At 55.5% G+C, this 25,333-nt stretch carries 24 protein-coding genes; 8 read left to right on the top strand and 16 right to left on the bottom strand.

What is annotated here, in order from left to right; all coding sequences use genetic code 11:
- Positions 1 to 15: 15 nt before the first annotated feature.
- The 4 genes from CJD38_RS12510 to CJD38_RS12495 all read left to right on the top strand — a co-directional run bounded on the left by CJD38_RS12510 (position 16) and on the right by CJD38_RS12495 (position 3,554).
- Positions 16 to 630: an SCO family protein gene (locus CJD38_RS12510; RefSeq protein ID WP_240783613.1), complete on the top strand. Its 615-nt coding sequence runs from the start codon at positions 16 to 18 to the stop codon at positions 628 to 630.
- The gene (locus CJD38_RS12505) at positions 627 to 1,052 is read left to right on the top strand and encodes a copper chaperone PCu(A)C (protein ID WP_107940687.1); all 426 of its coding nucleotides are present in this window, start codon (positions 627 to 629) and stop codon (positions 1,050 to 1,052) included. Before CJD38_RS12510 ends, CJD38_RS12505 begins: the two co-directional genes overlap by 4 nt.
- A 114-nt stretch (positions 1,053 to 1,166) precedes the next feature.
- Complete coding sequence (gene asd / locus CJD38_RS12500) at positions 1,167 to 2,042, top strand: archaetidylserine decarboxylase (RefSeq protein WP_107940686.1); 876 nt, start codon at positions 1,167 to 1,169, stop codon at positions 2,040 to 2,042.
- 48 nt (positions 2,043 to 2,090) lie between these two features.
- Positions 2,091 to 3,554, top strand: a complete 1,464-nt coding sequence (locus CJD38_RS12495; protein ID WP_107940685.1) for a M48 family metalloprotease — start codon at positions 2,091 to 2,093, stop codon at positions 3,552 to 3,554.
- Here the strand turns inward: CJD38_RS12495 and CJD38_RS12490 are convergent, their stop codons facing one another.
- The 16 genes from CJD38_RS12490 to mtnA all read right to left on the bottom strand — a co-directional run bounded on the left by CJD38_RS12490 (position 3,555) and on the right by mtnA (position 20,899).
- The gene (locus CJD38_RS12490; RefSeq protein ID WP_161554229.1) at positions 3,555 to 4,553 is read right to left on the bottom strand and encodes an SDR family NAD(P)-dependent oxidoreductase; all 999 of its coding nucleotides are present in this window, start codon (positions 4,551 to 4,553) and stop codon (positions 3,555 to 3,557) included.
- 82 nt (positions 4,554 to 4,635) lie between these two features.
- Complete coding sequence (locus CJD38_RS12485; RefSeq protein WP_107940683.1) at positions 4,636 to 5,808, bottom strand: tetratricopeptide repeat protein; 1,173 nt, start codon at positions 5,806 to 5,808, stop codon at positions 4,636 to 4,638.
- Between the two features lie 9 nt (positions 5,809 to 5,817).
- Positions 5,818 to 6,114, bottom strand: coding sequence for a LapA family protein (locus tag CJD38_RS12480; RefSeq protein ID WP_107940682.1), 297 nt, complete (start codon positions 6,112 to 6,114; stop codon positions 5,818 to 5,820).
- Between the two features lie 11 nt (positions 6,115 to 6,125).
- Positions 6,126 to 6,440, bottom strand: coding sequence for an integration host factor subunit beta (locus CJD38_RS12475; RefSeq protein ID WP_107940681.1), 315 nt, complete (start codon positions 6,438 to 6,440; stop codon positions 6,126 to 6,128).
- Positions 6,441 to 6,565: 125 nt separating this feature from the next.
- Positions 6,566 to 8,236 carry a 30S ribosomal protein S1 gene (gene rpsA / locus CJD38_RS12470; protein WP_107940779.1) on the bottom strand — a complete coding sequence of 557 codons (1,671 nt, stop codon included), beginning with the start codon at positions 8,234 to 8,236 and terminating at the stop codon, positions 6,566 to 6,568.
- A gap of 86 nt (positions 8,237 to 8,322) precedes the next feature.
- Positions 8,323 to 9,009 (bottom strand): (d)CMP kinase, encoded by a 687-nt coding sequence (gene cmk / locus CJD38_RS12465; RefSeq protein WP_107940680.1) that lies wholly within the window; start codon positions 9,007 to 9,009, stop codon positions 8,323 to 8,325.
- A gap of 283 nt (positions 9,010 to 9,292) precedes the next feature.
- Positions 9,293 to 10,609, bottom strand: a complete 1,317-nt coding sequence (gene aroA, locus CJD38_RS12455) for a 3-phosphoshikimate 1-carboxyvinyltransferase (RefSeq protein ID WP_107940678.1) — start codon at positions 10,607 to 10,609, stop codon at positions 9,293 to 9,295.
- Positions 10,606 to 11,475: a prephenate dehydrogenase gene (locus CJD38_RS12450; protein WP_107940677.1), complete on the bottom strand. Its 870-nt coding sequence runs from the start codon at positions 11,473 to 11,475 to the stop codon at positions 10,606 to 10,608. Before CJD38_RS12450 ends, aroA begins: the two co-directional genes overlap by 4 nt.
- Complete coding sequence (hisC, locus tag CJD38_RS12445; protein WP_107940676.1) at positions 11,472 to 12,599, bottom strand: histidinol-phosphate transaminase; 1,128 nt, start codon at positions 12,597 to 12,599, stop codon at positions 11,472 to 11,474. Before hisC ends, CJD38_RS12450 begins: the two co-directional genes overlap by 4 nt.
- Positions 12,599 to 13,690, bottom strand: a complete 1,092-nt coding sequence (pheA, locus tag CJD38_RS12440; RefSeq protein WP_107940675.1) for a prephenate dehydratase — start codon at positions 13,688 to 13,690, stop codon at positions 12,599 to 12,601. Before pheA ends, hisC begins: the two co-directional genes overlap by 1 nt.
- A 72-nt stretch (positions 13,691 to 13,762) precedes the next feature.
- Positions 13,763 to 14,938 (bottom strand): phosphoglycerate dehydrogenase, encoded by a 1,176-nt coding sequence (locus CJD38_RS12435; protein WP_107940674.1) that lies wholly within the window; start codon positions 14,936 to 14,938, stop codon positions 13,763 to 13,765.
- Positions 14,939 to 15,012: 74 nt separating this feature from the next.
- On the bottom strand, positions 15,013 to 16,095 hold the full coding sequence (gene serC / locus CJD38_RS12430) for a 3-phosphoserine/phosphohydroxythreonine transaminase (protein ID WP_107940673.1): 1,083 nt from the start codon (positions 16,093 to 16,095) through the stop codon (positions 15,013 to 15,015).
- A gap of 35 nt (positions 16,096 to 16,130) precedes the next feature.
- Positions 16,131 to 16,544, bottom strand: a complete 414-nt coding sequence (locus tag CJD38_RS12425; protein ID WP_107940672.1) for a PIN domain-containing protein — start codon at positions 16,542 to 16,544, stop codon at positions 16,131 to 16,133.
- Entirely contained in the window at positions 16,541 to 16,792 is a 252-nt protein-coding gene (locus CJD38_RS12420) for a ribbon-helix-helix domain-containing protein (RefSeq protein ID WP_107940671.1), read from the bottom strand. The genes CJD38_RS12425 and CJD38_RS12420 overlap by 4 nt, the downstream gene beginning before the upstream one ends.
- Positions 16,793 to 16,881: 89 nt before the next feature.
- The gene (gene gyrA, locus CJD38_RS12415) at positions 16,882 to 19,581 is read right to left on the bottom strand and encodes a DNA gyrase subunit A (protein ID WP_107940670.1); all 2,700 of its coding nucleotides are present in this window, start codon (positions 19,579 to 19,581) and stop codon (positions 16,882 to 16,884) included.
- Positions 19,582 to 19,897: 316 nt separating this feature from the next.
- Positions 19,898 to 20,899: an S-methyl-5-thioribose-1-phosphate isomerase gene (gene mtnA, locus CJD38_RS12410; protein WP_107940669.1), complete on the bottom strand. Its 1,002-nt coding sequence runs from the start codon at positions 20,897 to 20,899 to the stop codon at positions 19,898 to 19,900.
- 60 nt (positions 20,900 to 20,959) lie between these two features.
- On the opposite strand from mtnA, the gene CJD38_RS12405 reads away from it, so the two are divergent.
- The 4 genes from CJD38_RS12405 to CJD38_RS12390 are packed head-to-tail and all read left to right on the top strand — an operon-like array spanning position 20,960 to position 25,312.
- A complete protein-coding gene (locus CJD38_RS12405) occupies positions 20,960 to 22,270 on the top strand; it encodes a TRZ/ATZ family hydrolase (RefSeq protein ID WP_107940668.1) in 1,311 nt (436 codons plus the stop codon).
- On the top strand, positions 22,267 to 22,977 hold the full coding sequence (gene ubiG, locus CJD38_RS12400; protein WP_107940667.1) for a bifunctional 2-polyprenyl-6-hydroxyphenol methylase/3-demethylubiquinol 3-O-methyltransferase UbiG: 711 nt from the start codon (positions 22,267 to 22,269) through the stop codon (positions 22,975 to 22,977). Before CJD38_RS12405 ends, ubiG begins: the two co-directional genes overlap by 4 nt.
- Positions 22,974 to 23,642 (top strand): HAD family hydrolase, encoded by a 669-nt coding sequence (locus CJD38_RS12395; protein ID WP_107940666.1) that lies wholly within the window; start codon positions 22,974 to 22,976, stop codon positions 23,640 to 23,642. Before ubiG ends, CJD38_RS12395 begins: the two co-directional genes overlap by 4 nt.
- Before the next feature lie 29 nt (positions 23,643 to 23,671).
- A complete protein-coding gene (locus tag CJD38_RS12390) occupies positions 23,672 to 25,312 on the top strand; it encodes an EAL domain-containing protein (RefSeq protein WP_107940665.1) in 1,641 nt (546 codons plus the stop codon).
- Positions 25,313 to 25,333: the final 21 nt, after the last annotated feature.

The following is a 25,333-nucleotide window of genomic DNA, read 5'->3' as shown; positions in this document are numbered from 1 at the left end:
ACCTTCGGAGTGCCTGTGTCCTCAAGAATTCTTACTGTCGCGGTCGCCGTGGCAGCCGCTGTTCTGGGTCTGGCTGCAGCCAGCTTTTTGCTGCGCCCACCTACGATCGAGATTAAATCTGGCACTTTGCTGCAACAGCCTCGCCAATTGCCCGAATTCGCTTTGACTCGCGATAACGGCCAGCCTTACACGCTGGCTTCGCTGCATGGACACTGGACGCTGTTCTTCCCTGGCTTTATCACCTGCCCCGACGTTTGCCCAACGACGCTCGCTTTCCTCAAAACGCTGACGACCAAACTCAGCGCTGAAGGCCAAAAGCTGGACGTGGCGTTTGTCTCAGTCGACCCCGAGCGCGACACGCCTGAGCGCCTTGCCAGCTACGTGCATTATTTCAATCCAGAGTTCATCGGCGTGACTGCGAAGGAACCTGAATTGGCTCGTTTTGCGCAGCTTTTAGGCATCGCTTACAGCAAAGTGCCGAGCAAGGATGGCAAGACCTACACGATGGATCACACGGCCGCTTTGATTCTGGTGGACCCGCAAGGCCGCATCGCGGCTTACTTCACGCCGCCACATCAGTTGGATGTGATGAGCGCCGATCTTGTTGCGGTGATGAAGGGTAAGCAATGAAGCGACTCCTACTGATTCTCGCGGCGCTGACCGTCACCCCGGCATGGGCGACTTGTAGCGGTTTGCAGATCAGTGACGCTTGGGTGCGCACCGCGCCGCCGGGCGCGACTGTCATGGCCGGCTACGCCACGGTTAAAAATGTCGGCACGCAGAAACGCACCATCCGCGATGTAGCCAGCAAGGATTTTGCGGCTATCGAGATTCACAAGACCTTGCTCGAAGGCGGCATTTCCAAAATGCAGCTAGTTGAGACGGTTGATGTGGTCCCGAAAGGCGAAGCGCGCTTTGAGCGTGGCGGCATGCACCTGATGTTATTTGAGCCAAAGCGTTTGCTCAAAGCTGGCGATACACTCCAGCTGTCCTTCTCCTGCGGTGGCAAGAAACGCCTGAAGGCCGATTTTTTAGTCCAAGATGCGCCGTAAACGCCGAGCCGCGCGTCTGCTGAGCTACAGATTTTTCACATTAAGCTGATAAAAACGATTATGACAATGATTTCAAATGTTTATGGGGAAGCAGCAATGGGTGCAGTGATCTAAATGAATCCTGAAAATAACACCGACGCCAGCCGTGGCGATCTTCTGTTTGCTGCCGTGCAGTTGCGTCTGCCGACGCGCTTTTTGTCATGGCTGATGTTTTTGCTGACGCGCCTCGAGGTGCGTTGGTTCAAGAATTTATTCATCCGTATTTTGATGCGCAGCTACAACATCAGCCTTACCGAGGCTGAACGTGGACGTCCGGAAGACTATCGCTCGTTCAATGATTTCTTCACTCGTTCACTCAAGCCGGGCGCACGCCCTCTCGCAGAAGCTCCCGCATTTCTGAGTCCGGTAGATGGCACCATCAGCCAGCTCGGCACGATCAAGGAAGGCCGCATCTTCCAAGCCAAGGGTCACGACTACTCGGTGGTGGAACTGCTGGGCGGCGATGCCCTTACTGCACGTGAATTCATGGGCGGCCAGTTCAATACGATTTATCTGGCCCCTAACAACTATCACCGCATTCACATGCCGGTGAATGGTCGTCTGCGTCATTGGCGTTATGTGCCGGGCCGTTTGTTTAGCGTGAACCCAGCGACGGCTCGCGCCCTACCTGGCGTGTTTGCACGCAATGAGCGTGTTGTTGCGATCTTTGATACCGACATCGGCCCTGTGGCCATGGTGCTGGTCGGCGCTCTGTTTGTCGGTAGCATGGAAACCGTCTGGGCCGGACAAATCAGCCCACCGCATAAGCGCGAAACGGAAGGCGGCAACTTCATGACGGATCTGCCGATTTCGCTGGAACGTGGCGAAGAAATGGGTCGTTTCAATATGGGTTCTACGGTGATTCTGCTCACCGCGCCAGGCGCCGTGCAGTGGGACGGCATCGCGCAACCTGGCGCGACCGTTCGCATGGGTCAAGCCATCGGCCGCTAGAACTTAGTGCTGTCTTTGCGTTCTAAACGACAGCTAACGACACGAACCATGACTCGAATCCTGACCTGCCTTTTCCTCTGCGTCTCCCTAGCGGTGACGCCGCTTTATGCGCAGATCAGGGATATTGATCTGCCGCAGATGGGCGAGCCTGCTGACAACTCAATGTCACCGGCGCAGGAAAGAATTCTCGGCAAAGAAGTCATGGCCGAGTTGTACAGCTACAACTACACGGTCGACGATCCTGAGCTGGATGACTACGTCAACACGATTGGTTTCAAACTCGCTGCGTATAGCGCGACACAACCGCCACCGCTAACGTTTTTCATTGTTGCGGATGACCGCATCAACGCATTTGCGCTGCCTGGTGGATTCATTGGTTTTAACGCAGGCATCTTGTTGGCTGCTGCGAACGAGAGCGAAATTGCTGGCGTGTTGGGCCACGAAATGGCGCACGTTACGCAGCGCCACATCGCTCGCGCAGAAGAAGACACCAAGGCCGCGAATATTCTGACGTGGGCCGCCGTGCTGGCTGCGATTCTTGCAGGTTCGGTTGCCAATCCTGATTTGATTATTGCGGGCATTGGCGCAGGACAGGCCATCAACCAGCAACGTTCGGTCAACTACACCCGCGCACACGAGCAAGAAGCTGATCGCGTCGGCATTCAAACCATGGCGGCTGCAGGTTTTGATCCGAATGGCATGGCGACTTTCTTCGGTCGTCTTGAACAGCAAACGCGTTTGTACGGCAGTCAGGTGCCAGAACTTTTGTTGACACATCCGCTCAACACTTCGCGTATGGCCGAAGCGCGTTCGCGTGCAGCGGCGTTGCCCAAATCAAATTACAAAGATTCTCCAGACTTTCCGATTATCCAAGCACGCACACGCGTATTTGCTGCCGACTTGCCTAGCGATGCCGTGGATTATTTTTCCGGCGAGCTTGCTGCTGGCCGCAATACGCCTGCTAACAACTATGGCTATGCGATGTCGTTGTCTGGGCTCGGCCGTAATGCCGACGCACTGACAGCGCTCAAGCCTGCGCTGGAGCAATTACCTAAGCAGGTAAATATTAATTTGCTCAAAGGTCGACTCGAGTTGGCCTTGAATAAGCAGGACACGGGTCTAGCGACTCTCTCCAACACCTTGAGCATGTATCCGCATTACGCGCCTGCAATTTTTGCTTACGCCGATGCGCTAATTACTGCCGGGCGTCCTGAACAAGCCAGACAGTTGTTGATCTCGCGCGATCAGACTCTGGGCAAACGCATGATGACCTATAACCTGCTTTCGCAGGCTGCGCGTGAGAATGGAAACATTGCGGAAGCGTCGTATCAGATGGCGACGTATATGTTCCTGCGTGGCGACGCAGGCAATGCCATCGCGCAGATTGATGCAGGACTGCGTTGGGAAAAGTTGAACCCACAAGACCGCGCACGACTAGTGGCGAAGCGTCAGGAAATTCGCAACTCATTGCCTGCAACGTGGAGACCCGCCAAGACCTTGGCGTTCCACTAACTAGTTGAGCGATGCTCGCGTGAGCAATCCCTGCTCTAGCATCCAGTTCATACTGTCTTTCAACATGGTTTCCATCGGCTGCGGTTTGTAGCCGAGCTCGCGTACTGCGCGACGCGTATCGCAATAAATATTTTGCGAGAGCAACTCAACCGCATCGCGTGTCACGTCGGGCTCTCTGCCAAAAACCGGCGCCAGCATTTCTTCGAGAAACGCATAGCTGTGCAACATGCTCTTCGGCAACACCTTCGGGTAACGCTTAACCCCTAGCATGCGTGAAATTTCCTTCACGAGTCCGAGATAACTCGTCTCCGCGCCGCCGAGCAGATAGTTAGCGCCAATGCGTCCTCGTTCTGCTGCCGCGATATGTGCGCGTGCCACTTCGCGCACATGACAAAAACTACCACCACCTGAAGGCACAACCGGTAATCGTCTTTCTTTAACGAGACGGAACATACGTCCCCAGTTCTTAGTGTCGTAGGCACCGAGAATGTTTGAAGGATTGATGATGACCGCAGGCAACCCTTTATGCAGCGCGTGTCGCACTTCGCGCTCTGCTAATGCTTTGCTACGAATGTAATTGATGCGTGCAGCTGTGCCGCGCGTTGGCGTGTCTTCACTAATCGTGCCGCCATGCGATCCATACGCGACGATGCTGGAGGTCAATACAAACCGACGCGCACCTGCCTCGACTGAAGCGTTCACAACGTTGCGTGTGCCTTCAACATTGACGCTCAACTGCTCTGCATGCGAGCGCGACCACAGACTGGTATTGCCGGCAACGTGGAAAACGCAATCAACATTGCGAGGAATAATCTTTTCCAGGCTGCTGGCATCCGTGACATCTCCCCTAACGCCGCGTACCGAATGGCGTTGCAGTTGAGAGAGATCTGAGCCCGCGCGATGCATCGCCGTGACCCGCCAACCTTGCGCGAGGAGTTCCTCGATCAGGTTGAGGCCAACACAGCCAGTTGCGCCGGTGACGAATGCAGTCTTTGGCAAGACAGGTCTCCTTGGAGCACTCAAAGTGCCACAAAGTCGCTATAAGGCAAAGTCTTGTGGGCAATGAGCGCCCGCGTGGTACCTAGGCTTTGGGGCCTAAACCATCGTCGACGGGGGCAATCTGGCCCCATTGTTTGCAGCTTGGGCAGTGCCAGAACAGCTGACGCGGGTTAAAGCCGCAGTTGCTGCACTGATAGCGTGAGCTGGTTTCGATGAGTTTTAGTAAGGCCTGACGAAGGCTCGCAGCGGGTTTGTCGAGGCCTGCGGCGATGACTTCCGGGCGCTTTTCGAGCACATCAAGAAACTCCACCAGCACGGCACGCGTCGGACGGGTTTCGAGGCTCGTCGATAGATGACTCATCGAATCGATGCCTTCCTGACGCATCATCTTCGCTTCCACCACCAGCGGCAGACTGCTCGTGCTGACCTGCTTGGCGTCGGCGAGGAAGGTAACGAAATCATCCATTGCGCCTAATTTTTCACTGACGCGTTGTAGCGGGATCAGCATCTCAGGCAAATAGCGCGCATCTTGATCAAACGCACGACGATAAGATTTTGCAGCGAGATCAAAATCGCCTTCTGCTTCGCTCAGCGTGCCGAGCAAGAGGCTGCCACGTACGCAGTCTTTATCAGTGTCCAAAGCTTTACGAACCAGCTTCAGCGCTTCTGCATTGTTCTTGGCGCGACGTGCTTCATCGGCCATTTCGCAGTAGTACTGCGCAATCACAGCACGTTTGGATTCGCCTTTCGCCGCTTCAAGCTGACGCGCCGCTTGCATCGCTTGTTTCCAGTCGCGACCTTGTTCGTAGACGGCAACAAGCTGTTCCAGCGCAGCAGTAACAAATAAACCTTGCGCTGCTAAATCTTGAAACATCTGCTCAGCGCGATCCATCAATCCGGCTTTCAGATAATCCTGCGCCAACTCAAAACGCACTTGGTTTTGCAGTTGTGGATTCAGCGCCGGACGCGCAAGTAGCGTTTCGTGCACGCGCATCGCGCGATCCATTTCGCCACGTTTGCGGAACAGATTGCCTAGCGTCAGATGGAGTTCTGCGGTCGACTGATCAATCTCAACAGCCTGTGTCAGCGCTGCAATTGCTTGATCAGGATCATCGCCAGCAAGATGTGAAAGCAGACCGCCCAGTTGTTCCGTGCTCAGAGACTGCTGTTCTGGCTGCGGCATGCGCTTGGCCAGCGCCCAACCCAGCACAACGCCCAAAGGGAGTAACAGCCATGCGAGCAGGCTATCAACCATAAATAGCGATCACTTCTGCTCTTGATTGAGTGGAAGATCGCGCAGGTTTCTCAGCTCAGTCTGCGAATCACGCAGCTGGCGATGTAGGCGACGAATCTCACGCTTGAGTCCAAAAATGCGTGTCATGGTCAGCGCTAGCGTTATCACGACAGCAAAGCCAAAGACAAAAATAACGAGTGCGATCAGCGGCAAATGCGCTGAGCCGAATAGATAATAAAACTCGACAGTTTGGGCATTGAAAAAGCCCACAGTTGCGCCAAGACACAGCACAACAACAAGAACAATAAGCAATAAAGTCTTATACATAGGTTACTTTGTTAAAGTACCTTTCCTTCAGCAGCGCGGGCCTGAGCGTTGGCATTGACGCGTTCACGCATCTCTTTGCCAGGCTTAAAGTGCGGCACGCTCTTGGGTGGAATATGTACCGGTTCACCGGTCTTGGGATTGCGCCCAACACGTGCCGGACGGTGATGCAGCGCAAAGCTGCCAAAGCCACGAATTTCGACGCGATCCTTGCGTGCCAATGCGTTGCTGATTTGATCCAGCACGAGCTTTACCGCGAGCTCGACATCTTTCTGCATCAGATGGGTTTGTTTGCTGGCGAGGCGTTCAATCAGTTCGGACTTGGTCATGTGGTTTCCAAAACGCTAGGAAAATCATTCTTCTTGGTGTCTGTAGACAATAGAGAAAAAAAGAAGGCCGCGCAAGCGCGGCCTTCTTAATTTCCCCAATGTTTGCAGGAGGATAGACGGAAAACTTAGTTTCCGAGCTGATCCTTGAGAATGTCACCCAAGCTGGTCTTGCCGGTTGAGGCGTTACGGTTGCTGTATTCCGTGACGACTTCCTGCTCTTCCTGGATTTCCTTCTCACGTACCGAGAGGGTAACGATGCGGTTCTTGCGGTCCACGCCGATGAAGCGCGCTTCCAGCTCGCCGCCAACGCTCAACACCTTGGTAGCGTCTTCCACGCGATCGCGTGAGAGGTCGTTAGCCTTGATGTAGCCTTCAACGCCGTTACCGAGGTCGATCTGAGCGCCCTTGACGTCAACCGTCTTGACGATGCCCTTAACGATATTGCCCTTGGTGTTGTCAGCGATGAACTGCGACAGCGGATCCTGCTGAACCTGCTTCACGCCGAGCGAAATGCGCTCGCGTGCGCCGTCGATAGCGAGAACTACTGCATCGAGTTCCATGCCCTTCTGGTACTTGCGAACGGCGTTGCTGCCATCGTCGTTCCAGTCGAGGTCGGACAAATGCACGAGGCCGTCGATACCGCCGTCCAGGCCGATGAAGATGCCGAAGTCGGTGATCGACTTGATGGCGCCGTGAACCTTGTCGCCCTTCTGGTGGTTCTGAGCGAACTCTTCCCACGGATTAGGACGGCACTGTTTCATGCCCAGCGAGATACGGCGGCGTTCGCCGTCGATGTCGAGGATCATGACTTCAACTTCGTCACCGACGGAAACAACCTTCGCCGGGTTAACGTTCTTGTTGGTCCAATCCATTTCGGAAACGTGCACCAGACCTTCAACGCCTGGTTCGATTTCAACAAACGAGCCGTAGTCGGTGATGTTGGTGACCTTGCCGAACAGGCGGGTCTTCTCAGGGTAACGACGTTCGATGTCCATCCAAGGATCGGCACCGAGCTGCTTCAAGCCGAGCGAAACGCGGCGGCGTTCGCGGTCGTACTTGAGAACTTTAACTTCGATTTCAGCGCCAACCTGCACGACTTCTGCTGGATCCTTGACGCGCTTCCAAGTCATGTCGGTGATGTGCAAGAGACCGTCGATACCGCCGAGGTCCACGAACGCGCCGTATTCGACGAGGTTCTTGACCACGCCGCGGAGAACAACGCCTTCCTGCAGGTTCTGGAGGAGGCTGTCACGCTCTGCGCTGTATTCGGCTTCGAGCACTTCGCGACGCGAAACAACGACGTTGTTACGCAGCTTGTCGAGCTTGATGACCTTGAACTCGAGAGGCTTGCCTTCGAGGTATGAGGTGTCGCGAACCGGACGGACATCGACCAGCGAACCGGGGAGGAACGCACGCACGGTGCCAATGTCGACGGTGAAGCCGCCCTTGACCTTGCCGGTGATGATACCGATGACGGTTTCTTTGAGTTCGGTGGCTTTGGCCAGACGTTCCCAAGTTTTGATGCGCTCTGCTTTTTCCTTGCTGAATTTGGTTTCGCCGAAGCCGTCTTCAACGGTTTCGAGAGCCACTTCAACCTGGTCGCCAACGGCAATTTTCAGTTCGCCGTCAACCATGAATTCTTTAATATCGATGACGCCTTCTGACTTCAGGCCAGCATCGACGATGACTACGTCGGTGTTAACTGCCAGCACGATCGCGTTGACGATGGTGCCCGACTGCATTGATTGACCACCTTTAAGGCTGGCCTCAAATAGTTCTGCAAAACTCTCGCTCATTTTGATACTCGTTAAGTTGAACATCCGCCTAATCCTTTTTGGCGGGCCTGTTTAGTAAATTAGAGACCGAAATCCTTTTCAGTCCTTCAGATCAAACCGCGGGATTTCAACAGTTCATCTACCTTGGCCAATACTTCAGCCGGCGGCATTGAGGTTGTATCTATCGTCACAGCGTCACTTGCGGGTACCAGAGGCGCAACAGCACGACTCCGATCCCTCTCATCGCGCTGAAAAATTTCAGTACGAAGGTCGTCTAGGGTAGCACTGATGCCTGCTTCCCTCAACTGATTGAGACGACGCCGTGCTCGCTCATCTGGGCTGGCGTCGAGAAATATCTTTAAAACGGCGTCCGGAAAGATCACGGTACCGATATCACGGCCATCTGCAATCAATCCCGGGTTTTGGCGAAACGCGTGCTGGCGTTCCAGCAAAGCCACCCTCACCTCTGGAATTGAAGCGATTTTTGAAGCCATACCGCCGGTGGTTTCAGTGCGCACCAAACGGGTGACGTCCTGATTATTGAGAATAATAAGTTCCTGTTTTTCTTCTGTTTCTGAGAACTTAATATCTAGATTAGGTGCTAATGCGGCCAAAGCTTTGGCATCGGTCAACTCAATCCCAGTTTGGTGAGCGGCCAAAGCCAGCAAACGGTACAGCGCGCCGCTATCCAGCAAATGCCAGCCCGGCAAACGCGCGGTCAGCGCGCGCGTGACCATGCCTTTTCCAACGCCGCTGGGGCCGTCGACGGCAACGACATGGGCCAGAGAAGTCACATCATCACCTTGGGTAAGGGTGTGTTGGCGCTTATTTCGCGCCAGCGGCGGAGAGCCATTGGGTGCAGGGCAAGAAAGAGGGAGCGCTGCATAGTGACTCTATGTAAGCGACCGATGACGCCGCCATGCGTCCAATGGCTCCCGCCCCTTCGGGCTGCCGCCTCAAAAATTGCCATGCGTCGTTGCTCCTCCGTCATTTAGGCTCACTAAACTTCCTCCGTCGCGCCTAGCCTGGCAATTTTTGAGGGGGCAGCGCTGACGTGAAATAAGCGCCAACACACCCTCAATTTGAACTCAGCGCAGCCAGCTGCGTGAAATAGTCAGGGAAAGTCTTGGCGACACAGCCTGGATCGTTAATCCGCACCGGCACGCTGCCGCAGCTGGCGAGAGAGAAGCTCATCGCCATGCGGTGATCGTCATAGGTATCGATGGCGGCTGAGCGCAATACTTTTGGCGGCTCGATGCGCAGGAAATCTGCGCCCGCTTCGACAGTCGCGCCGAGCTTAGTCAATTCTGCAGCCATCGCAGCGATGCGATCGGTTTCTTTCACGCGCCAGCTGCCGATATTGCGCAGCACGCTGGGGCCATCAGCGAACAGAGCGACGACTGCAATGGTCATCGCTGCATCGGGGATGTGATTGAAATCAGCGTCAATAGCTTTTGGCTTGAAGCCTGCAGCCAAACCCGACGACTGCACTTCGGTCCAATCCTCACCCTGCGTGACGGTTGCGCCCATTGCGCTCATCACTTCTGCAAAGCGCACGTCACCTTGAAGGCTGCTGCTACCCATGCCATGCACGCGAATAGGTCCGCCTGCTAGCGCGCCCAGCGCAAGGAAATACGAAGCCGACGAGGCATCACCTTCGACTGCAAAGCTGCCAGGCGCGCGATAACGCGCACCTGCAGCAATCGTGTAACGCGGCGAACCTGCTGCAGTGGTCGAGCGCTGAACGTCAACGCCAAAGCGCTTCATCAGCGTCAGACTCAATTCGATATAAGGCTTGGAGATCAGCTCGCCTTCAACCTCAATCACCAACTCGCGCTCGCGTGCGAGCAGCGGCGCGGACTGCAGGATGCCGGTGAGAAACTGACTCGAAGCATCACCGCGCACACGCACCGGCTGCAGCGAGCGCGACTTTGCAGGCTCAACTAATAGCGGTGGAAAACCTTCGTGCGCTTCATAAGAAATAGACGCGCCGAGAGGACGTAGTGCATCGACCAGATCACCAATCGGCCGCTCATGCATGCGCGGCACGCCAGATAGACGATAGCGACCATTCATAAACGCCAGCACAGCGACTAGTGTGCGAATGGACAGTCCGGAATTGCCGACATAAATCTCGGCGTCGGTACGCGGAAACTGCAGCGCACCCTGCACTCGCCAACTGTTTGAACCCTCATCAACCAGCGACACGCCGCAAGCCTTGAGCGCTTCGCGCATTACACGCGTGTCGTCGGAATCAAGCAGGCCGGTTAGATGTGTTTCGCCGTCAGAAAGCGCGGCCAACAAGAGTGCGCGAATTGATACGCTCTTTGAACCCGGCAGACGCATTTCACCGCGCGCTGCGCGAATTGGCGCAAGGTCAAGAAACTCTGTCATTCAATCTGCGTCAGGTAGTGCTCGCGAGCTGCGCGTGCACGTTCAAAAATGTGGCTGACTTCATCCCAGCGATCTGCCGCGATCAAAGTCTGTAGCTGCTGCAAATCTTCAATTTGCTTGCCCAACAATTCGCTGACGCATTCCTTGTTGGCTTTAATAATGTCGTGCCACATGCGTGGCGAGCTGGAAGCGATGCGCGTGAAATCACGGAAGCCGCCGCCAGCGTTCGGGAAAATTTCGTGCTTGTGGTCGAGACGATCCAGCATGTCGACAAAGCTGAATGCCAAGAGGTGCGGCAGATGCGAAGTCGCTGCGAAGATCGCGTCGTGACGCGCAGGCTCCATCTCAACAACGCGCGCGCCACAGGCTTCCCACATCGCCAGAACCTGCGCTTTGGCAGCAAGGTCTTGCTTGGTGTGCGGCGTCAGAATGACGCGATGTCCTTTAAACAATGCCGGCTGAGAATTCGCCACACCGCTTTTTTCGGTGCCTGCAATTGGGTGACCTGCAACAAACCATGCAGGCACTTCTCCCCCGCAAGCATTAGCGACGTCACGCAATACAGACTGCTTGGTGCTGCCGACATCCGTAACAATCGTGCCTGGCTTCAAACCCGGTACCAGCGAGCGCATTGCTTCTTCGGTATGCAATACAGGCACCGACAAAACAACGAGGTCAGCATTCGACACGGCATCGACAGCAGAAGTCGCAACGCGGTCAATCACGCCTAACTTAAGCGCGGTCTCGCCTTGAACAGGATCTGGATCATAAGCACTGATCTTTCCAACAAAACCAGCCGCGCGCAGTGAACGAGCGAGCGAGCCGCCAATTAAACCGAGACCTACGATGGCGAGTTGTTGAATCACGCTTTTAGGATGTCTTTCAGTGCGTCGAGGAAGCGATCATTTTCGCGCTCAGTGCCAATGCTCACGCGCAGAAACTCTGGCATCTCGTATGAAGCCACTGGACGAACAATCACGCCGCGCTCCAGCAAACCCTGATGCACAGGCTTGGCATCGCGGCCAAAACCAATCGCAATGAAGTTGGCTTGTGTTGGCAGCACGGTCAGACCAAGCGCTTTCAGTTCTTTGCTGAGGCGTGCCACTTCACGCGTGTTCAGTTCAACCGACTTTGCAACGTGCGCCTGATCTTCAATCGCAACTTCAGCCGCAAGCAATGCAAGGCTGTTGTTGTTGAAAGGCTGACGCACACGATTCAGCAGGTCCGCCATTTCTGGACTGGACAGCGCATAACCCGCACGCAGACCCGCAAGGCCATAAGCCTTGGAGAAGGTGCGGAACACAACGAGATTCGGAAACTTGTCCAACAGCGCGCGCGAGTTACCGCTCAGCTTCGGATCCATGTACTCGTAATACGCTTCATCAAGCGCAACGATCACATCAGCCGGAACCTTGTTCAGGAACGCTTCGATCTCGCCTGGCTCCAGCCAAGTGCCTGTCGGGTTGTTCGGATTAGCGATGAAGATCAATGAGACATCAGGCGCCAGCTTTGCAGCGAACGCATTCAGATCGTGACCGAGTGGCATCGCATCGGTCATCGGACGTGCAGGCACAACAATCATTTCTGCGTCTTGTGACTGCGCAATGATTGAGTACACCGCAAACGCATGCGCCGAGAACATCGCCTTGCGACCCGGACCAAGATAAACGCGGCCGAGCAGTTCAATGATGTCGTTGGAGCCGTTGCCCAGCGTGATGCAATCGGCGGCGATCTTGTGCATCTCAGCGAGTTTTTTCTTCAGGCGAAAACCGCTGCCATCCGGATAACGCGCCAGATCAGTGCCCATGATCGCGTCAGCAACAGCCTTACGCGCAATCGGGCTCATGCCCAACGGGTTTTCGTTGGACGAAAGTTTCACTGCTTCCGCAACGCCGAGTTTGCGTTGCAGCTCTTCAATCGGCATGCCCGGCGTATAGGCCTCGAGGCTGAGGACGCCAGAAATCGCCTTCTTGTGAATTGCTTGAGTCATTACATTACCGCCAGCGGGTATGAACCCAGAATTTTGAAAAACGCCGCGTTGGAGCGCACGTCATCGAGCGCTTTTTTCACCAGTTCGTTGCTGGTATGTCCAACAAAATCGACGAAGAAGAAGTAGTCATTTACCGGCGAGCCTTTCATCGGACGCGATTCAATACGCGTCAGATCGAGCTTGGCATCGGCAAACGGTTGCAGCAGTTTGAACAGCGCACCCGGTTGGTTGCGATGTGCCGATAGCACTATCGAAGTAATGTCTTCGCCCGTGGGCGTCGGATCCTGTTTGCCAATCACGAGGAAGCGTGTGGTGTTGCTTGGATCGTCTTCGATGTTACTGGCGAGAATATTCAGTTCATACAACTGACCCGCTTGCAGACTCGCAATTGCAGCAACGCCTGCACCTTGATCCTGTGCGAGCTGTGCGGCGGCCGCGTTACTCGCAACGGTTTCGCGATCAGCCTTTGGCAAACGTGCATCCAGCCACTTGCGGCACTGCGCGAATGACTGCGCATGCGAATAAACCTTGGTGATCTTCGAAAGATCTGCATCTTTCGATAACAAGTGATGATGAATCGGCAGCGTCACTTCACCGCAAATACGCAGCTTGGTATGAGCCAGCGCATCGAGTGTGTGACTGACCACGCCGCCAATCGAATTCTCGACCGGCACAACGCCGTAGTCCGCCGCGCCGCTTTCAACGTCACGGAAAATTTCATCAATGGCTGCCGTCGGGCGCGCTTTAACGGAATCGCCAAAGTGCTTGAGCACAGCAGCTTGCGTGTAAGTGCCTTCGGGGCCGAGATAAGAAATCGTCAGCGGCGATTCCAACGACAAGCAGGCCGACATGATTTCGCGCATCAGGCGCGCAATCGATTCGTCGGTCAGCGGGCCGCTGTTGCGCTCCATCGCGCGACGCAGCACTTCCACTTCGCGGGACGGACGATAGTGATCGCCTGTATCGCCCATGCGTTGTTTGATGTGCGCAACATTCTGCGCGACGCGCGCGCGCTGCGAGATCAGGGACTGGATTTGTTCATCCAGTCCGTCGATCTGCTCACGTGCTTTGGCAAGTTCGTTTGGTGTCATGCCGGGCGATTCAATAAAAAAGGGGCAAGGGCGCGCATTTTACGCACTCCCTGCCCCTCTGTGTCTAAAGCCTTACTTGGCTGGGATCACACGTACCGCCAACACACCCTGAATCGCAGCAATTTCCTGAGCCACAGACTCTGGAATTGCGGCATCGACGTCCACCAAGGTGTAAGCGATGTCGCCACGTGACTTGTTGAGCAGGTCGGAGATGTTGAGGTTGTTCTTGGCCAGAGCGGTCGTGATCTGACCGACCATGTTTGGCACGTTGGCGTTGACGATACACAGACGGGTTGCGCCTGGTGCGAGTGCCAGAACGGCTTCTGGGAAGTTGACCGAGTTGCGGACGTTGCCAACCTCAAGGAAGTCACGAATCTGGTCAGCGACCATCACAGCGCAGTTATCTTCAGCTTCGCCAGTCGACGCGCCGAGATGCGGCGTGGCGATGACGCGCGGGTTGCCCTTGAGCGCGTTGCTTGGGAAGTCGCAGGCGTAAGCGTGCAGCGTGCCAGCGTTGAGCGCTTCAACCACAGCGGCTTCGTCGACGATTTCAGCGCGGGCAAAGTTCAGGATCACGCCCTGCTTCTTCATCAGCTTGAGGCGGTCAGCATTGATAAGGCCGCGGGTCGCATCGAGCAAAGGCACGTGAACCGAGATGAACTGCGACTTGGAGACGAGATCGTCAACCGACAGCGCCTGCTTCACGCGTGAGTCCAACTGCCAAGCGTTGTTCACGGTCATCGCCGGATCAAAGCCGTGGACGTCCATGCCGAGTTCAACCGCAGCGTTGGCAACCTTGACGCCGATGGCGCCCAGACCAATCACGCCCAACGAACGGCGTGGCAGTTCAAAACCAACGAATTTCTTTTTGCCGTCTTCAACCGCCTTATGCATGGCATGGTCGTCGCCGTCCAGCTTCTTCACGAAATCCAGCGCCTGCGGAATGTTACGTGCGGCCAGCAGCATGCCGGACAGCACCAGTTCCTTCACGGCGTTAGCGTTAGCGCCCGGAGCATTGAAAACCGGCACGCCGCGCTGCGACATCTTGGCAACCGGGATGTTGTTGGTGCCTGCGCCTGCACGGCCAATGGCCTTGATCGAAGGATTGATTTCGATCTTGTGCATGTCAGCCGAACGAACCAGCACGGCGTCTGGATTCTGGATTTCGGTAGCGACTTCGTAGCGCTCACGTGGCAGGCGTTCGAGGCCGAACACTGAAATATTGTTGAGGGTCTGAATCTTGAACATGCTTAAAACTCCTGAACTTTTAAAAATCCGCCACCGCATGTGCAGTGGCGTTTTTGATGGGGCTTAGCCGCGGATTAACCGTGTGCTTTGGCGAATTCCTTCATGTAGGTGATCAGCGCCTGCACGCCTTCTTCCGACATCGCGTTGTAAATGCTGGCGCGCATGCCGCCGACGGCGCGGTGACCTTTGAGGCCAGAGAGCTTGGCTGCAACTGCGCCCTTGAGGAAGTCAGCATCCAACTCAGCGTTCTTGAGCACGAACGGCACGTTCATCCATGAACGATCAGCCTTGGCGACTGGGTTGCTGTAGAACGGCTCGCTGTCGATGTAGTCGTACAGTGCTTTTGCTTTGCGCTCGTTGCGCTCGGCAACAGCCTTGAGGCCGCCCTGAGCGAGCAAATACTTGAACACGAGGCCTGCCACGTACCAGCCGAAGCATGGCGGCGTGTTGAGCATCGACTCGTTTTCAGCCATTTGCTTGTAATCAAAGATGCCCGGCGTCAGCGCCTGAGCGTGGCCGATCAGGTCTTCGCGAACGATGACGATGGTGAGGCCCGAAGGACCAATGTTCTTCTGCGCGCCAGCGTAAATCAGGCCGAACTTGCTGACGTCGATTGGGCGCGACAGGATCGTCGACGAGAAGTCGGCAACCAGCGGAACGCCGTTGGTTTCTGGGATGTCAGCAAACTCAACGCCATGGATGGTTTCGTTCGGCGTGTAGTGAACGTAAGCGGCGTTAGGGTCCAGCTTCCAGGTCGCGCGATCAGGAACCTTGGTGAACTTGTCTGCTTCGCTGGTGGCAGCGATGTTGACCTTGAGGTACTTGGCCGCTTCTTTCGCAGCCTTCTTGCCCCAGTCGCCAGTCACGATGTAATCCGCGCCGGTTTTGCTGCCGAGCAGGTTCATCGGAATGTAGGTGAACTGCGCGGTAGCGCCGCCCTGCAGGAACAGAACTTTGTAGTTCGCTGGGATATTCAACAGCTCGCGAAGATCCTTCTCAGCTGCCTGAGCAATCGACATGAATGGCTTGTCGCGATGCGACATTTCCATCACCGACATGCCGGTGCCGTTCCAGTCCAGCATCTCGGCTTGAACCTGTTTGAGGACGGCTTCTGGCAAAGTAGCTGGGCCAGCGCTGAAGTTGAATAGTCTCGACATTTCAGTTCCTTATATGACTAACTTAAAGTAAATAATCAGACTGCTGCTCGCAGCCAATTCTCAACATCCAAACCCGGCACATCGGCAAACGCCAAGGTGTCGTCGGTGACCAAAACCAGTTGATGAGCCAAGGCCGTAGCCGCTACCAGCAGGTTGTAGTTATCCATCGGCGCGCCGCCACCCTGACGCTGATAACCGCCCAGCGTGATGGCGTGCTGCGCTTCTGCCGCACCAAAGTCCAGAACTCGGACATTGGCAAAAAATTCTCTCAACAGCTTGCCGTAACGATTTTGCGCTCTCGTGTCAGCGCGCAAAGCCATTTCGGCTTCCATCTTCGCGATGATCGGCACTGCGATATCGCCCGGCCGCATGGATGACAAACGAACCGCAACCGGCAGCCGTCCTTTAATAGCGGCGACGACGATATTGCTGTCCAGCAAATACTTCACCAGCGAACGCCTTCAGTAGCCGACTCGGAACGCCAGGCTTTGGCTTCCAGCGAGTCATTCGCCGACTGATCCGGCGCAGGATTGCGGAAATGGTTTTTAAGCGCTTCCGGCCAATCCTTCTCTTCGTTGCGTTCCAGCCATTCCTGCACAGCTTTAACAATGATTCGGTTGCGCGTCAGATCCACGCGATCGACTGCCTTGTTCAGGCGCTCCACCGTTGCGTCATCAAAATGCACTGAGAAATTCATGGCTTAAGTCACAACATAACAGGTTATGTTAGTTTGCATGATCCAAACAAAAGGCGCAAGGTTTTAGCCCTTGCGCCTTGGTTTAAAGCTTACTCTGCAGTGGGTTCTGAGCCAGCGTCAGCAGCGTCTACCGCCGGAGCATCACCAACCACAACCGGGTCATCTTCAGACTCAATGCGGTCCAGACCAACCAAACGGTCACCATCAATCGGACGCATGATGCGAACGCCCTGCGTGTTACGGCCGGCAACGCGGACTTCTGAAGCACGGGTGCGGATCAGGTTGCCGGATTCGGAGATCAGCATGATGTCGTGGCTGTCGTCGACCACCAGCGCGCCAATCAAGCGGCCGGTCTTGTCGTTGAGCTGCTGACCAATCACGCCCTGGCCACCGCGGCCTTTGCGTGGGAACTGATCGACTGGCGTACGTTTGCCGAAGCCATATTCGGAGACGGTGAGGATATCGCCCTTGCTCGGGATGATCAGCGCGATGACGCGAGCGCCCTCGCCTGCGGTGTCGACTGCATCATCTGCATCGTCCACCACTTCGACGACTTCTTCGGCACCTTCTTCTTCGCTTGCGGCGAAGGTTTTGATCAGACGCATACCGCGAACACCGGTGGCGCCGCGACCCATCGAGCGAACGGCGGTTTCAGGGAAGCGCATGGCGCGACCTGCGTCGGAGAGCAGGATGATGTCGTTGCTGCCATTGGTCAGCGCGACGTCGACGAGTTCGTCATCGATACGCAGATCAACCGCAATCAAACCGTTGCTGCGAATATTGGCGAAGGCTTCCAGCGGCGTCTTCTTGACCGTACCGCGGCGCGTGGCCATGAAGATGAACTGGCCAGCAAAGTCGGCTTCTGCAAAGCCCTTGATCGGCAATACCGCGTTGATCTTTTCGTTGGCTTCGAGTGGCAGCAAGTTAACGAAGGGACGACCGCGCGAGCCGCGTGAACCGGACGGCAGTTCAAACACGCGCAGCTTGTAAGCCTTGCCCTGGCTGGAGAAGCACAGCAGCGTGTCATGCGAGTGCGTGACCCACAGGCGATCGACGAAATCTTCTTCCTTGGTTGCAGCAGCGAGCTTGCCGCGGCCACCGCGCTTCTGCGCCTGGTATTCGTCGAGTGCAACGGCTTTTACATAACCTTCGTGCGAGAGCGTCACCACCATATCCTGCGGTGGGATCAGATCTTCGCGTGCGATGTTCAGTGCAGCGCCGGTGATTTCGGTGCGGCGCGCATCGCCGTACTGTTCTTTGATTTCGAGCAGTTCGCCACGAATGACTGAGAGCAAACGCGCTTCGGAACCAAGAATGTCGAGGTAGTCGGCAATCGCTTCGAGCAGTTCCTTGAACTCTTCGTGAATCTTGTCCTGCTCAAGGCCGGTGAGGCGATGCAGACGCAGTTCGAGAATGGCTTGAGCTTGAGCTTCCGAGAGACGGTAGCCGCCTTCGACCAGTCCATACTCAATGCCGAGATCCGCAGGGCGCGATGAACCCGCGCCTGTGCGTTCCAGCATTGCGACAACCGGGCCAGCAACCCACAACTGCGCCATCAAGCCTTTCTTGGCTTCGGCAGCGTTCGGGCTGGCTTTGATCAGTGCAATCACTTCGTCAATGTTGGCCAGTGCAATCGACAAGCCTTCCAACACGTGCGCGCGCTCGCGTGCTTTGCGCAGCAGGTAACGCGTGCGACGCGTAACGACTTCGCGACGGTGACGAACAAAAATTTCGAGCAGTTCTTTCAGCGCCAAGGTGCGTGGCTGGCCGTTATCGATAGCGACCATATTGAGACTGAATACGGTCTGCAACTGCGTCTGCTGGAACAGGTTGTTCAGCACGACATCGACGTTCTCGCCGCGGCGCGTTTCGATGACCATGCGCATGCCGTCTTTGTCGGACTCATCGCGCAGTTCGGTGATGCCTTCAACGCGTTTTTCCTTGACCAGATCAGCGATCTTTTCAAGCAAGCGTGCCTTGTTCACCTGGTAAGGCAATTCGGTAACGATGATCGCCTGCTTGTCTTGCGAGCCAGCCACATCTTCGAAGTGCGTGCGTGCGCGCAGCACGATACGACCACGGCCCGTAGCGTAGGCATCCACCATGCCGTGCGCGTCGAGAATCAAGCCAGCGGTTGGGAAATCTGGTGCCGGAATCAGTTTCATCAACGCAGCCAGATCAATCTCTGGGTTGTCGATGACCGCAACGCAACCATCAATCACTTCAGAAAGATTGTGCGGCGGAATGTTGGTGGCCATACCGACGGCGATACCGGAACTGCCATTGACGAGCAGGTTCGGAATTTTGGTGGGCAGCACTGACGGTTCTTGTTCAGAGCCGTCGTAGTTGGGAATGAAGTCGACGGTTTCTTTGTCGATATCGGCCATCAATTCATGCGCGATGCGAGTCATGCGGATTTCGGTGTAACGCATGGCGGCTGGGTTATCGCCGTCCACCGAACCGAAGTTACCTTGACCATCCACCAACAGATAACGCAGCGAAAACGGCTGCGCCATACGAACGATGGTGTCGTAAATAGCGGTGTCACCGTGCGGATGGTATTTACCCATCACGTCACCGACGATACGCGCTGATTTTTTGTAAGGCTTGTTGTAATCGTTGTTCTGCTCTTTCATCGCGAACAAAGAGCGGCGATGAACAGGCTTTAAGCCGTCGCGTGCGTCTGGAAGTGCACGACCGACGATGACGCTCATGGCGTAATCGAGGTATGAACGCTTCATCTCATCTTCGAGATTGACGGAGAGAATTTCTTTAGCGAATTCGGTCATGTGCTCGGCCAAGGGCGCCTATTTTATGCGCCCAATTTCTAGTTAGAAAAACGATCAAAAAAGCAGCTCAGAACATCGTCTGAAATGGGGCTGTTTTTATTAGCGAAATTGTAACATATCGAGCCCTAAAAATAGGGCCTGATTCAAGGGCGATTTATAGGGCCAAAAGCTTGACGTTTGACCGTTTTTTAAGGGCGGGAAATTGATGCCCCAAAATAGAACCTGTCATTCCGAGGGAACCGAGGAATCTTGCTGCTATTGCACTGGCGCAAAACAGCAAGATTCCTCACAGCGTTCGGAATGACAATCTGGGCGCTTAACCCAACAGCGCGTTGAGCTTGTCCGCATCCGGATTGAGGATGACGCCACGCTCGCAGACGATGGCGTCAATCAACTCAGCGGGCGTGACGTCAAAAACCGGATTGAAAGCGTCGTAGCCAACAGGCGCAATCATCTGCCCACGGAACTCGGTGAGCTCCTTGGCTGTGCGCTCTTCGATAGGAATTTCAGCGCCCGTGCGGCAACGCAGATCGAAGGTGCCACTCGGTGCCACCACCATGAACTTCACGCCGTGACGCTTGGCGGCTACAGCCAGCATGTAGGTGCCGATCTTGTTGGCGGTGTCGCCATTGGCGGCGATACGGTCGGCGCCGACAATGACCCAGTCGATCTTCTCGCGGCTCATCAAATGCGCGGCAGCGCCGTCGGCGAGCAGTTGCGCAGGGATGCCCTCCTGCTGTAGTTCCCAAGCCGTCAGACGCGCCCCTTGCAGCCAGGGACGGGTTTCTGTGTTGTAAACGCGGGTGATGCGATTGCGCGCATAGCCGCTGCGGATCACGCCCAACGCGGTGCCGTGGCCGCCTGTAGCCAGCGCGCCAGTGTTGCAATGGGTGATGACAGAAGCGTTCGATGGCAGCAGGTCAGCGCCCAGTTCACCCATCTTCAGATTCTGCGCGAGATCTTCGTCGTGAATGGCGATGGCTTCCTTTTCCAAAGCCTCAACGGTTGGCGTACGCAGCCAAATGCCGCGCATGCGCTCCAGCGCCCAACGCAGATTGACGGCCGTGGGACGCGAGGCGGCCAGAACTTCGGAGGCGCGGGCAAAAGAGTCATGCTCTTTCTGTACGGACAGCACCAAGCCATAAGCCGCCGCAATGCCGATTGCCGGCGCGCCACGCACCGCCATGCCATGAATTGCTTCAGCAACGTCTTTAGCCGTCAGGCAATCGAGATAGACCACTTCTGCTGGCAGCAGGCGCTGGTCTAGAAGTCGTAGACGGTTGCGATCCCAAATAATCGGATTAACAGCGTTGCTCATGTCGGGCTCAAGGCTCAGGTAAAATCGTTCCGCTAATTCTAACCTCCCGATTGTGAATCTATGCAGATTGATCTGCTTGTCTTCCCGCGCTGGCTCGTTCCGGTTGAACCCGCAGGTGTCGTGCTCGAAGAGCACGCGCTGGCGATCGACGCTGGCCGCATTGTTGCCGTACTGCCTGCCGACGAAGCGCGCCGCAGCTTTGAAGCGCGCGAAACGCTGACGCTCGCGGATCACGCCGTGATGCCTGGCCTCGTCAATGCGCATGCGCATAGCGCGATGACGCTGATGCGCGGCATTGCCGACGATCTGCCGCTGATGGATTGGTTGCAGAACCACATCTGGCCTACTGAAGGCGCGCACATGAGCCGCCAGTTTTGCGAAGACGGTCTGCGTCTCGCTGCGGCGGAAATGATTCGCGGCGGCACAACCTGCGTCAACGATATGTATTTCTTCCCCGATGCTTCCGCCGCGGTAGCCGACAGCGTTGGCTTACGCGCGGCCATCGGCATGGTGGTGTTGGACTTTCCTTCCGCTTGGGCGCAGAACTCAGACGAGTACATTCACAAAGGCCTGGAAGTACACGATTCATTTAAGGGCAATCCGCTGCTACGCGCAGTCTTCGCACCGCACGCGCCTTACACCGTATCGGATGCGCCGCTGCGCACCGTTCGTAAATATGCGAACGAGCTTGGCATCGGCATTCATATGCATGTGCACGAGACTGCATTCGAAGTTGCTAGCGCGGTTGAAGCCAACGGCAAACGCCCATGGCAACGACTGAAAGAATTGGATCTGCTCGGCCCTGATTTTATCGCTGTGCATATGACGCAGCTGAACGATGAAGAAATTGCTGAAGCCGCACAGTTCGGCGTGTCGATTGCACACTGCCCAGAATCCAATCTCAAACTCGCCAGCGGCTTTTGCCCTGTCGATAAATTGTTGAAGGCTGGCGTCAACGTTGCGATCGGCACCGACGGCGCGGCCAGCAATAACGATCTCGATTTGTTTGGCGAATTACGTACCGGCGCGTTGCTAGCTAAAGGCGTGTCAGGCGATCCACTGGCTTTGTCCGCGCCACAAGCTTTGCACATGGCAACGCTCGCAGGCGCCAAGGCGCTCGGCTGGGAACAGGAATTCGGCTCACTGGCAAAAGGTAAGTCGGCAGATTTCATCGCCGTAAATCTGGATCGCGCTGGCACACAGCCGGTTTACAACGTGTTGTCGCATTTGGTCTACGCCGCGAATCGCGATCAAGTCACCGATGTTTATGTCGCAGGCCGAGCACTGATGCGCGATGGCCTCTTGCTGACTGTTGATGAAAAAGCCGCTGTGCAAAAAGCACGTGAGTGGCAACAAAGGATTAAGAAATGAGCAGCAATGTGAATGTTGACCCCGGAGAGATTTCTCGCTTCGAAAAAATGGCTGCGACCTGGTGGGACCCGCGCGGCGAGATGGGCCCGCTGCATAGCATCAACCCTCCTCGCGTTCGCTACATCGAACAGTGCGCTGGTGGACTCAAAGGCAAAAAGGCTTTGGACGTCGGCTGCGGTGGCGGCATTCTCACCGAAGCACTCGTTGCCAAAGGCGCTGATGCCACGGGCATCGACTTGGCTGAAGCGTCGCTAGAAGTGGCCAAGCTGCATGGCTTGGAATCTGGCATCAAAGCCAATTACCAAAATATTCCCGCAGAAGAACTCGCACGTCAGCAGCCTGAAAGTTTTGATCTGGTGTGCTGTCTCGAAATGCTCGAGCACGTCCCTGCTCCCGCGCAAACCATCAAAGCCTGCGCACAACTCACCGTGCCCGGCGGCACCGTGGTGTTCTCGACGATCAATCGCAATCCGAAAGCCTACGCACTGACAATTCTCGGCGCGGAATATGTGATGAATCTAATTCCTCGCGGCACGCATGACTACGCCAAATTCATTCGTCCATCAGAGCTCGCGCAATGGGCTCGCGAAGCAGGCCTTGAAGTCGTCGCCATGAAAGGCATTCGCTACAACCCATTACTAAAAACTGCATCACTCGCTGACGACGTCGATGTGAATTACTTGATGCATTGCCGGAAGCCGGCATGAGCTTAAAAGTTAAATGCGTGCTGTTCGATCTCGACGGCACGCTGGTAGATACCGCGCCTGATCTGGGTGCCGCCGCCAATGCAGTCCGTATTCAGCAAGGTCTCGAACCGCTTCCTCTGTTGATCTATCGTCCCGTTGCATCTGCAGGCGCTCGTGGTTTGCTCAAGGTTGCATTGGGCATTGCGCCTGATCATGCAGACTTTCCTGCTCGTCGCGATTATTTTCTCGAGTACTACCGCGCAAACCTGAGCAAATTATCTGTGCTGTTTGATGGCATGGCAGAACTGCTCGCAGGATTTGAACGCAATGGCATTCGTTGGGGCGTGGTCACGAACAAGCCAGCTTGGCTCACCCAGCCTTTGATGGTTGAAATGAATCTTGCTGCGCGCGCCGCCTGCGCCGTCAGCGGTGACGATGTACCTAAGGCCAAGCCAGCACCGGATTCCATTCTGCTGGCCTGCGCGCAAGTGGGCTTGAGCGTTTCAGATTGCATTTATGTGGGCGACGATAAGCGCGATATCGATGCGGCCAAAGCGGCAGGCATGCGCAGCGTGGCGGCGGACTGGGGCTATCTGGGCGAGAACGGCCCCATTGAAGGCTGGCAGGCCGACGCGATTGCCCGTAAGCCGGCTGAACTCGCTCACTTACTCGGCATGGCGCTATAGTCGCCCTACGATTTCCGAGTCATTCCGCCATGGATCAGGCAGCGCAATTCACCAGCTTTAACCAGCTCAATAAGACGGCGATATTTTTGCGCGCACGTGCCAATCGTCATGCCTGGACTGGATTGAGCATTGCACTTGCCGCCTTATGTCTTGCCATGGTGTTCAGCAGCTATATGCAGTTCGGGACGCTCAGTCTCGAAACTTTGCAGGCGATCCAATTAAACAACCCTGCAATCTGGTTGTTGGATGTGATGCCTTTTCTATTCTTAGCTTGGGGGCAATACATCGGTACGGTGATGTCCTACCAAGCCGGCGCGATGCTCGCTGATGAAACTCGCGAGCTGCGCGAACAGAACACCAAACTCGAATACGAACTGGAACGTAAAGGTCATCACAAGCAGCTGACCGATCTACCCAACCAGTGGAGCTTTGCCGCAAAGCTGTCACGCGTGATTTCACGACGCGCCGCACATCAAGGTCGTTGCGCAGTACTCGTTATTGATACACAGCAATATCACGAAGTAGCGCTTGCACATGGTGACGACGCAGCACGCGAGTTTATTGATCAAGTCGCGCAACGCTTGAGCACAACATTGGCGGAAGGCAGCGTAATTGGTCATTTCGGTTATGACGATTTTGCGCTATTGATTCGTAGCGTTGAGAGCGAGGCAGAAGCTTTGGCGATTGCAGCGCGGGTCCAATCATCGCTGGATATGCCCTTACAGATTCGACGCCAGCCGATGAGTCTGCGCAGCAGCATTGGCATCGCCGTTTATCCTGAGCATGGCAGCGATTCCGCAAGCCTGATCCGTCATGCTGAAACTGCCAAGTACGCAGCGAGCGCCGCTGGCTTGGAGTGTCTCGCTTACAGACCAGAGCTGGAAAACGCGCGCAGCGAAATACCGCGACTCATTGCTGAACTACATGCGGCCTTGGATTGCGATGGCTTATCTGCAGATTATGTTTTGCAGAAATCACTGCGTGATGGCGAGTCACCGCGACTCCGCATGATTTGCCGCTGGACACATCCTCGACGTGGTTCGATTGAGCAAGATGAATTTTTAAATTTACCGGGTCGCCCGAGCCTGATTCATTCGTTGACGCTCTGGCAATTACGAGAAGCTTTCGAACGCCTAGCAGCAGAGCGACAAAGCGTGAGTCCATCAATGATGATGAGCCTGCGCTTGGGTGATGCGGCTTATAAAGATTTTCCGCTGGCCAAGACGGTCACCGGACTCCTGCGCGCGCACGACCTTCCCGACGGAGCGCTGACGTTGGAACTGCGGGAATCTGCTTTGCAAACCGATGCTGCTGCCATCGAGCAATTACAGATTTTGCGTAATAACGGCGTACGAATTTGTTTGGTCGGCATTGGTGGGCCGGGCGCTTCACCTGCTTGCGTGCTTTATTTCCCAGTCAATGAAGTGCAGTTAGTCCCCGCTCTACTCAAGCTAGCGAGCAATCAAGACACCGCACACCATGTTCTGATTTCCACAGTCAAAATGTTTGAAGGACTTAATATCAAAGTCACCGCCTGCGGCGTAGATAGTCCTGATTTACTGAATTTGGCCCGCAGCGCTGGCGCGGACTATGCGGAAGGTCTGGCAACACGCGGCAATGAAATCGAGTCCGTAAGCAATGTCTATGAGTTGCATCCTGCGTTGGCATAGCAGCTGCAACGCGGCATACTG

Origin of the sequence: Stenotrophobium rhamnosiphilum (assembly GCF_003052265.1) — a bacterium.
Classification (GTDB): domain Bacteria; phylum Pseudomonadota; class Gammaproteobacteria; order Nevskiales; family Nevskiaceae; genus Stenotrophobium; species Stenotrophobium rhamnosiphilum.
The sequence above is the reverse complement of the archived record's forward strand: the minus strand, read 5'-3'. Positions and strand labels throughout refer to the sequence as shown.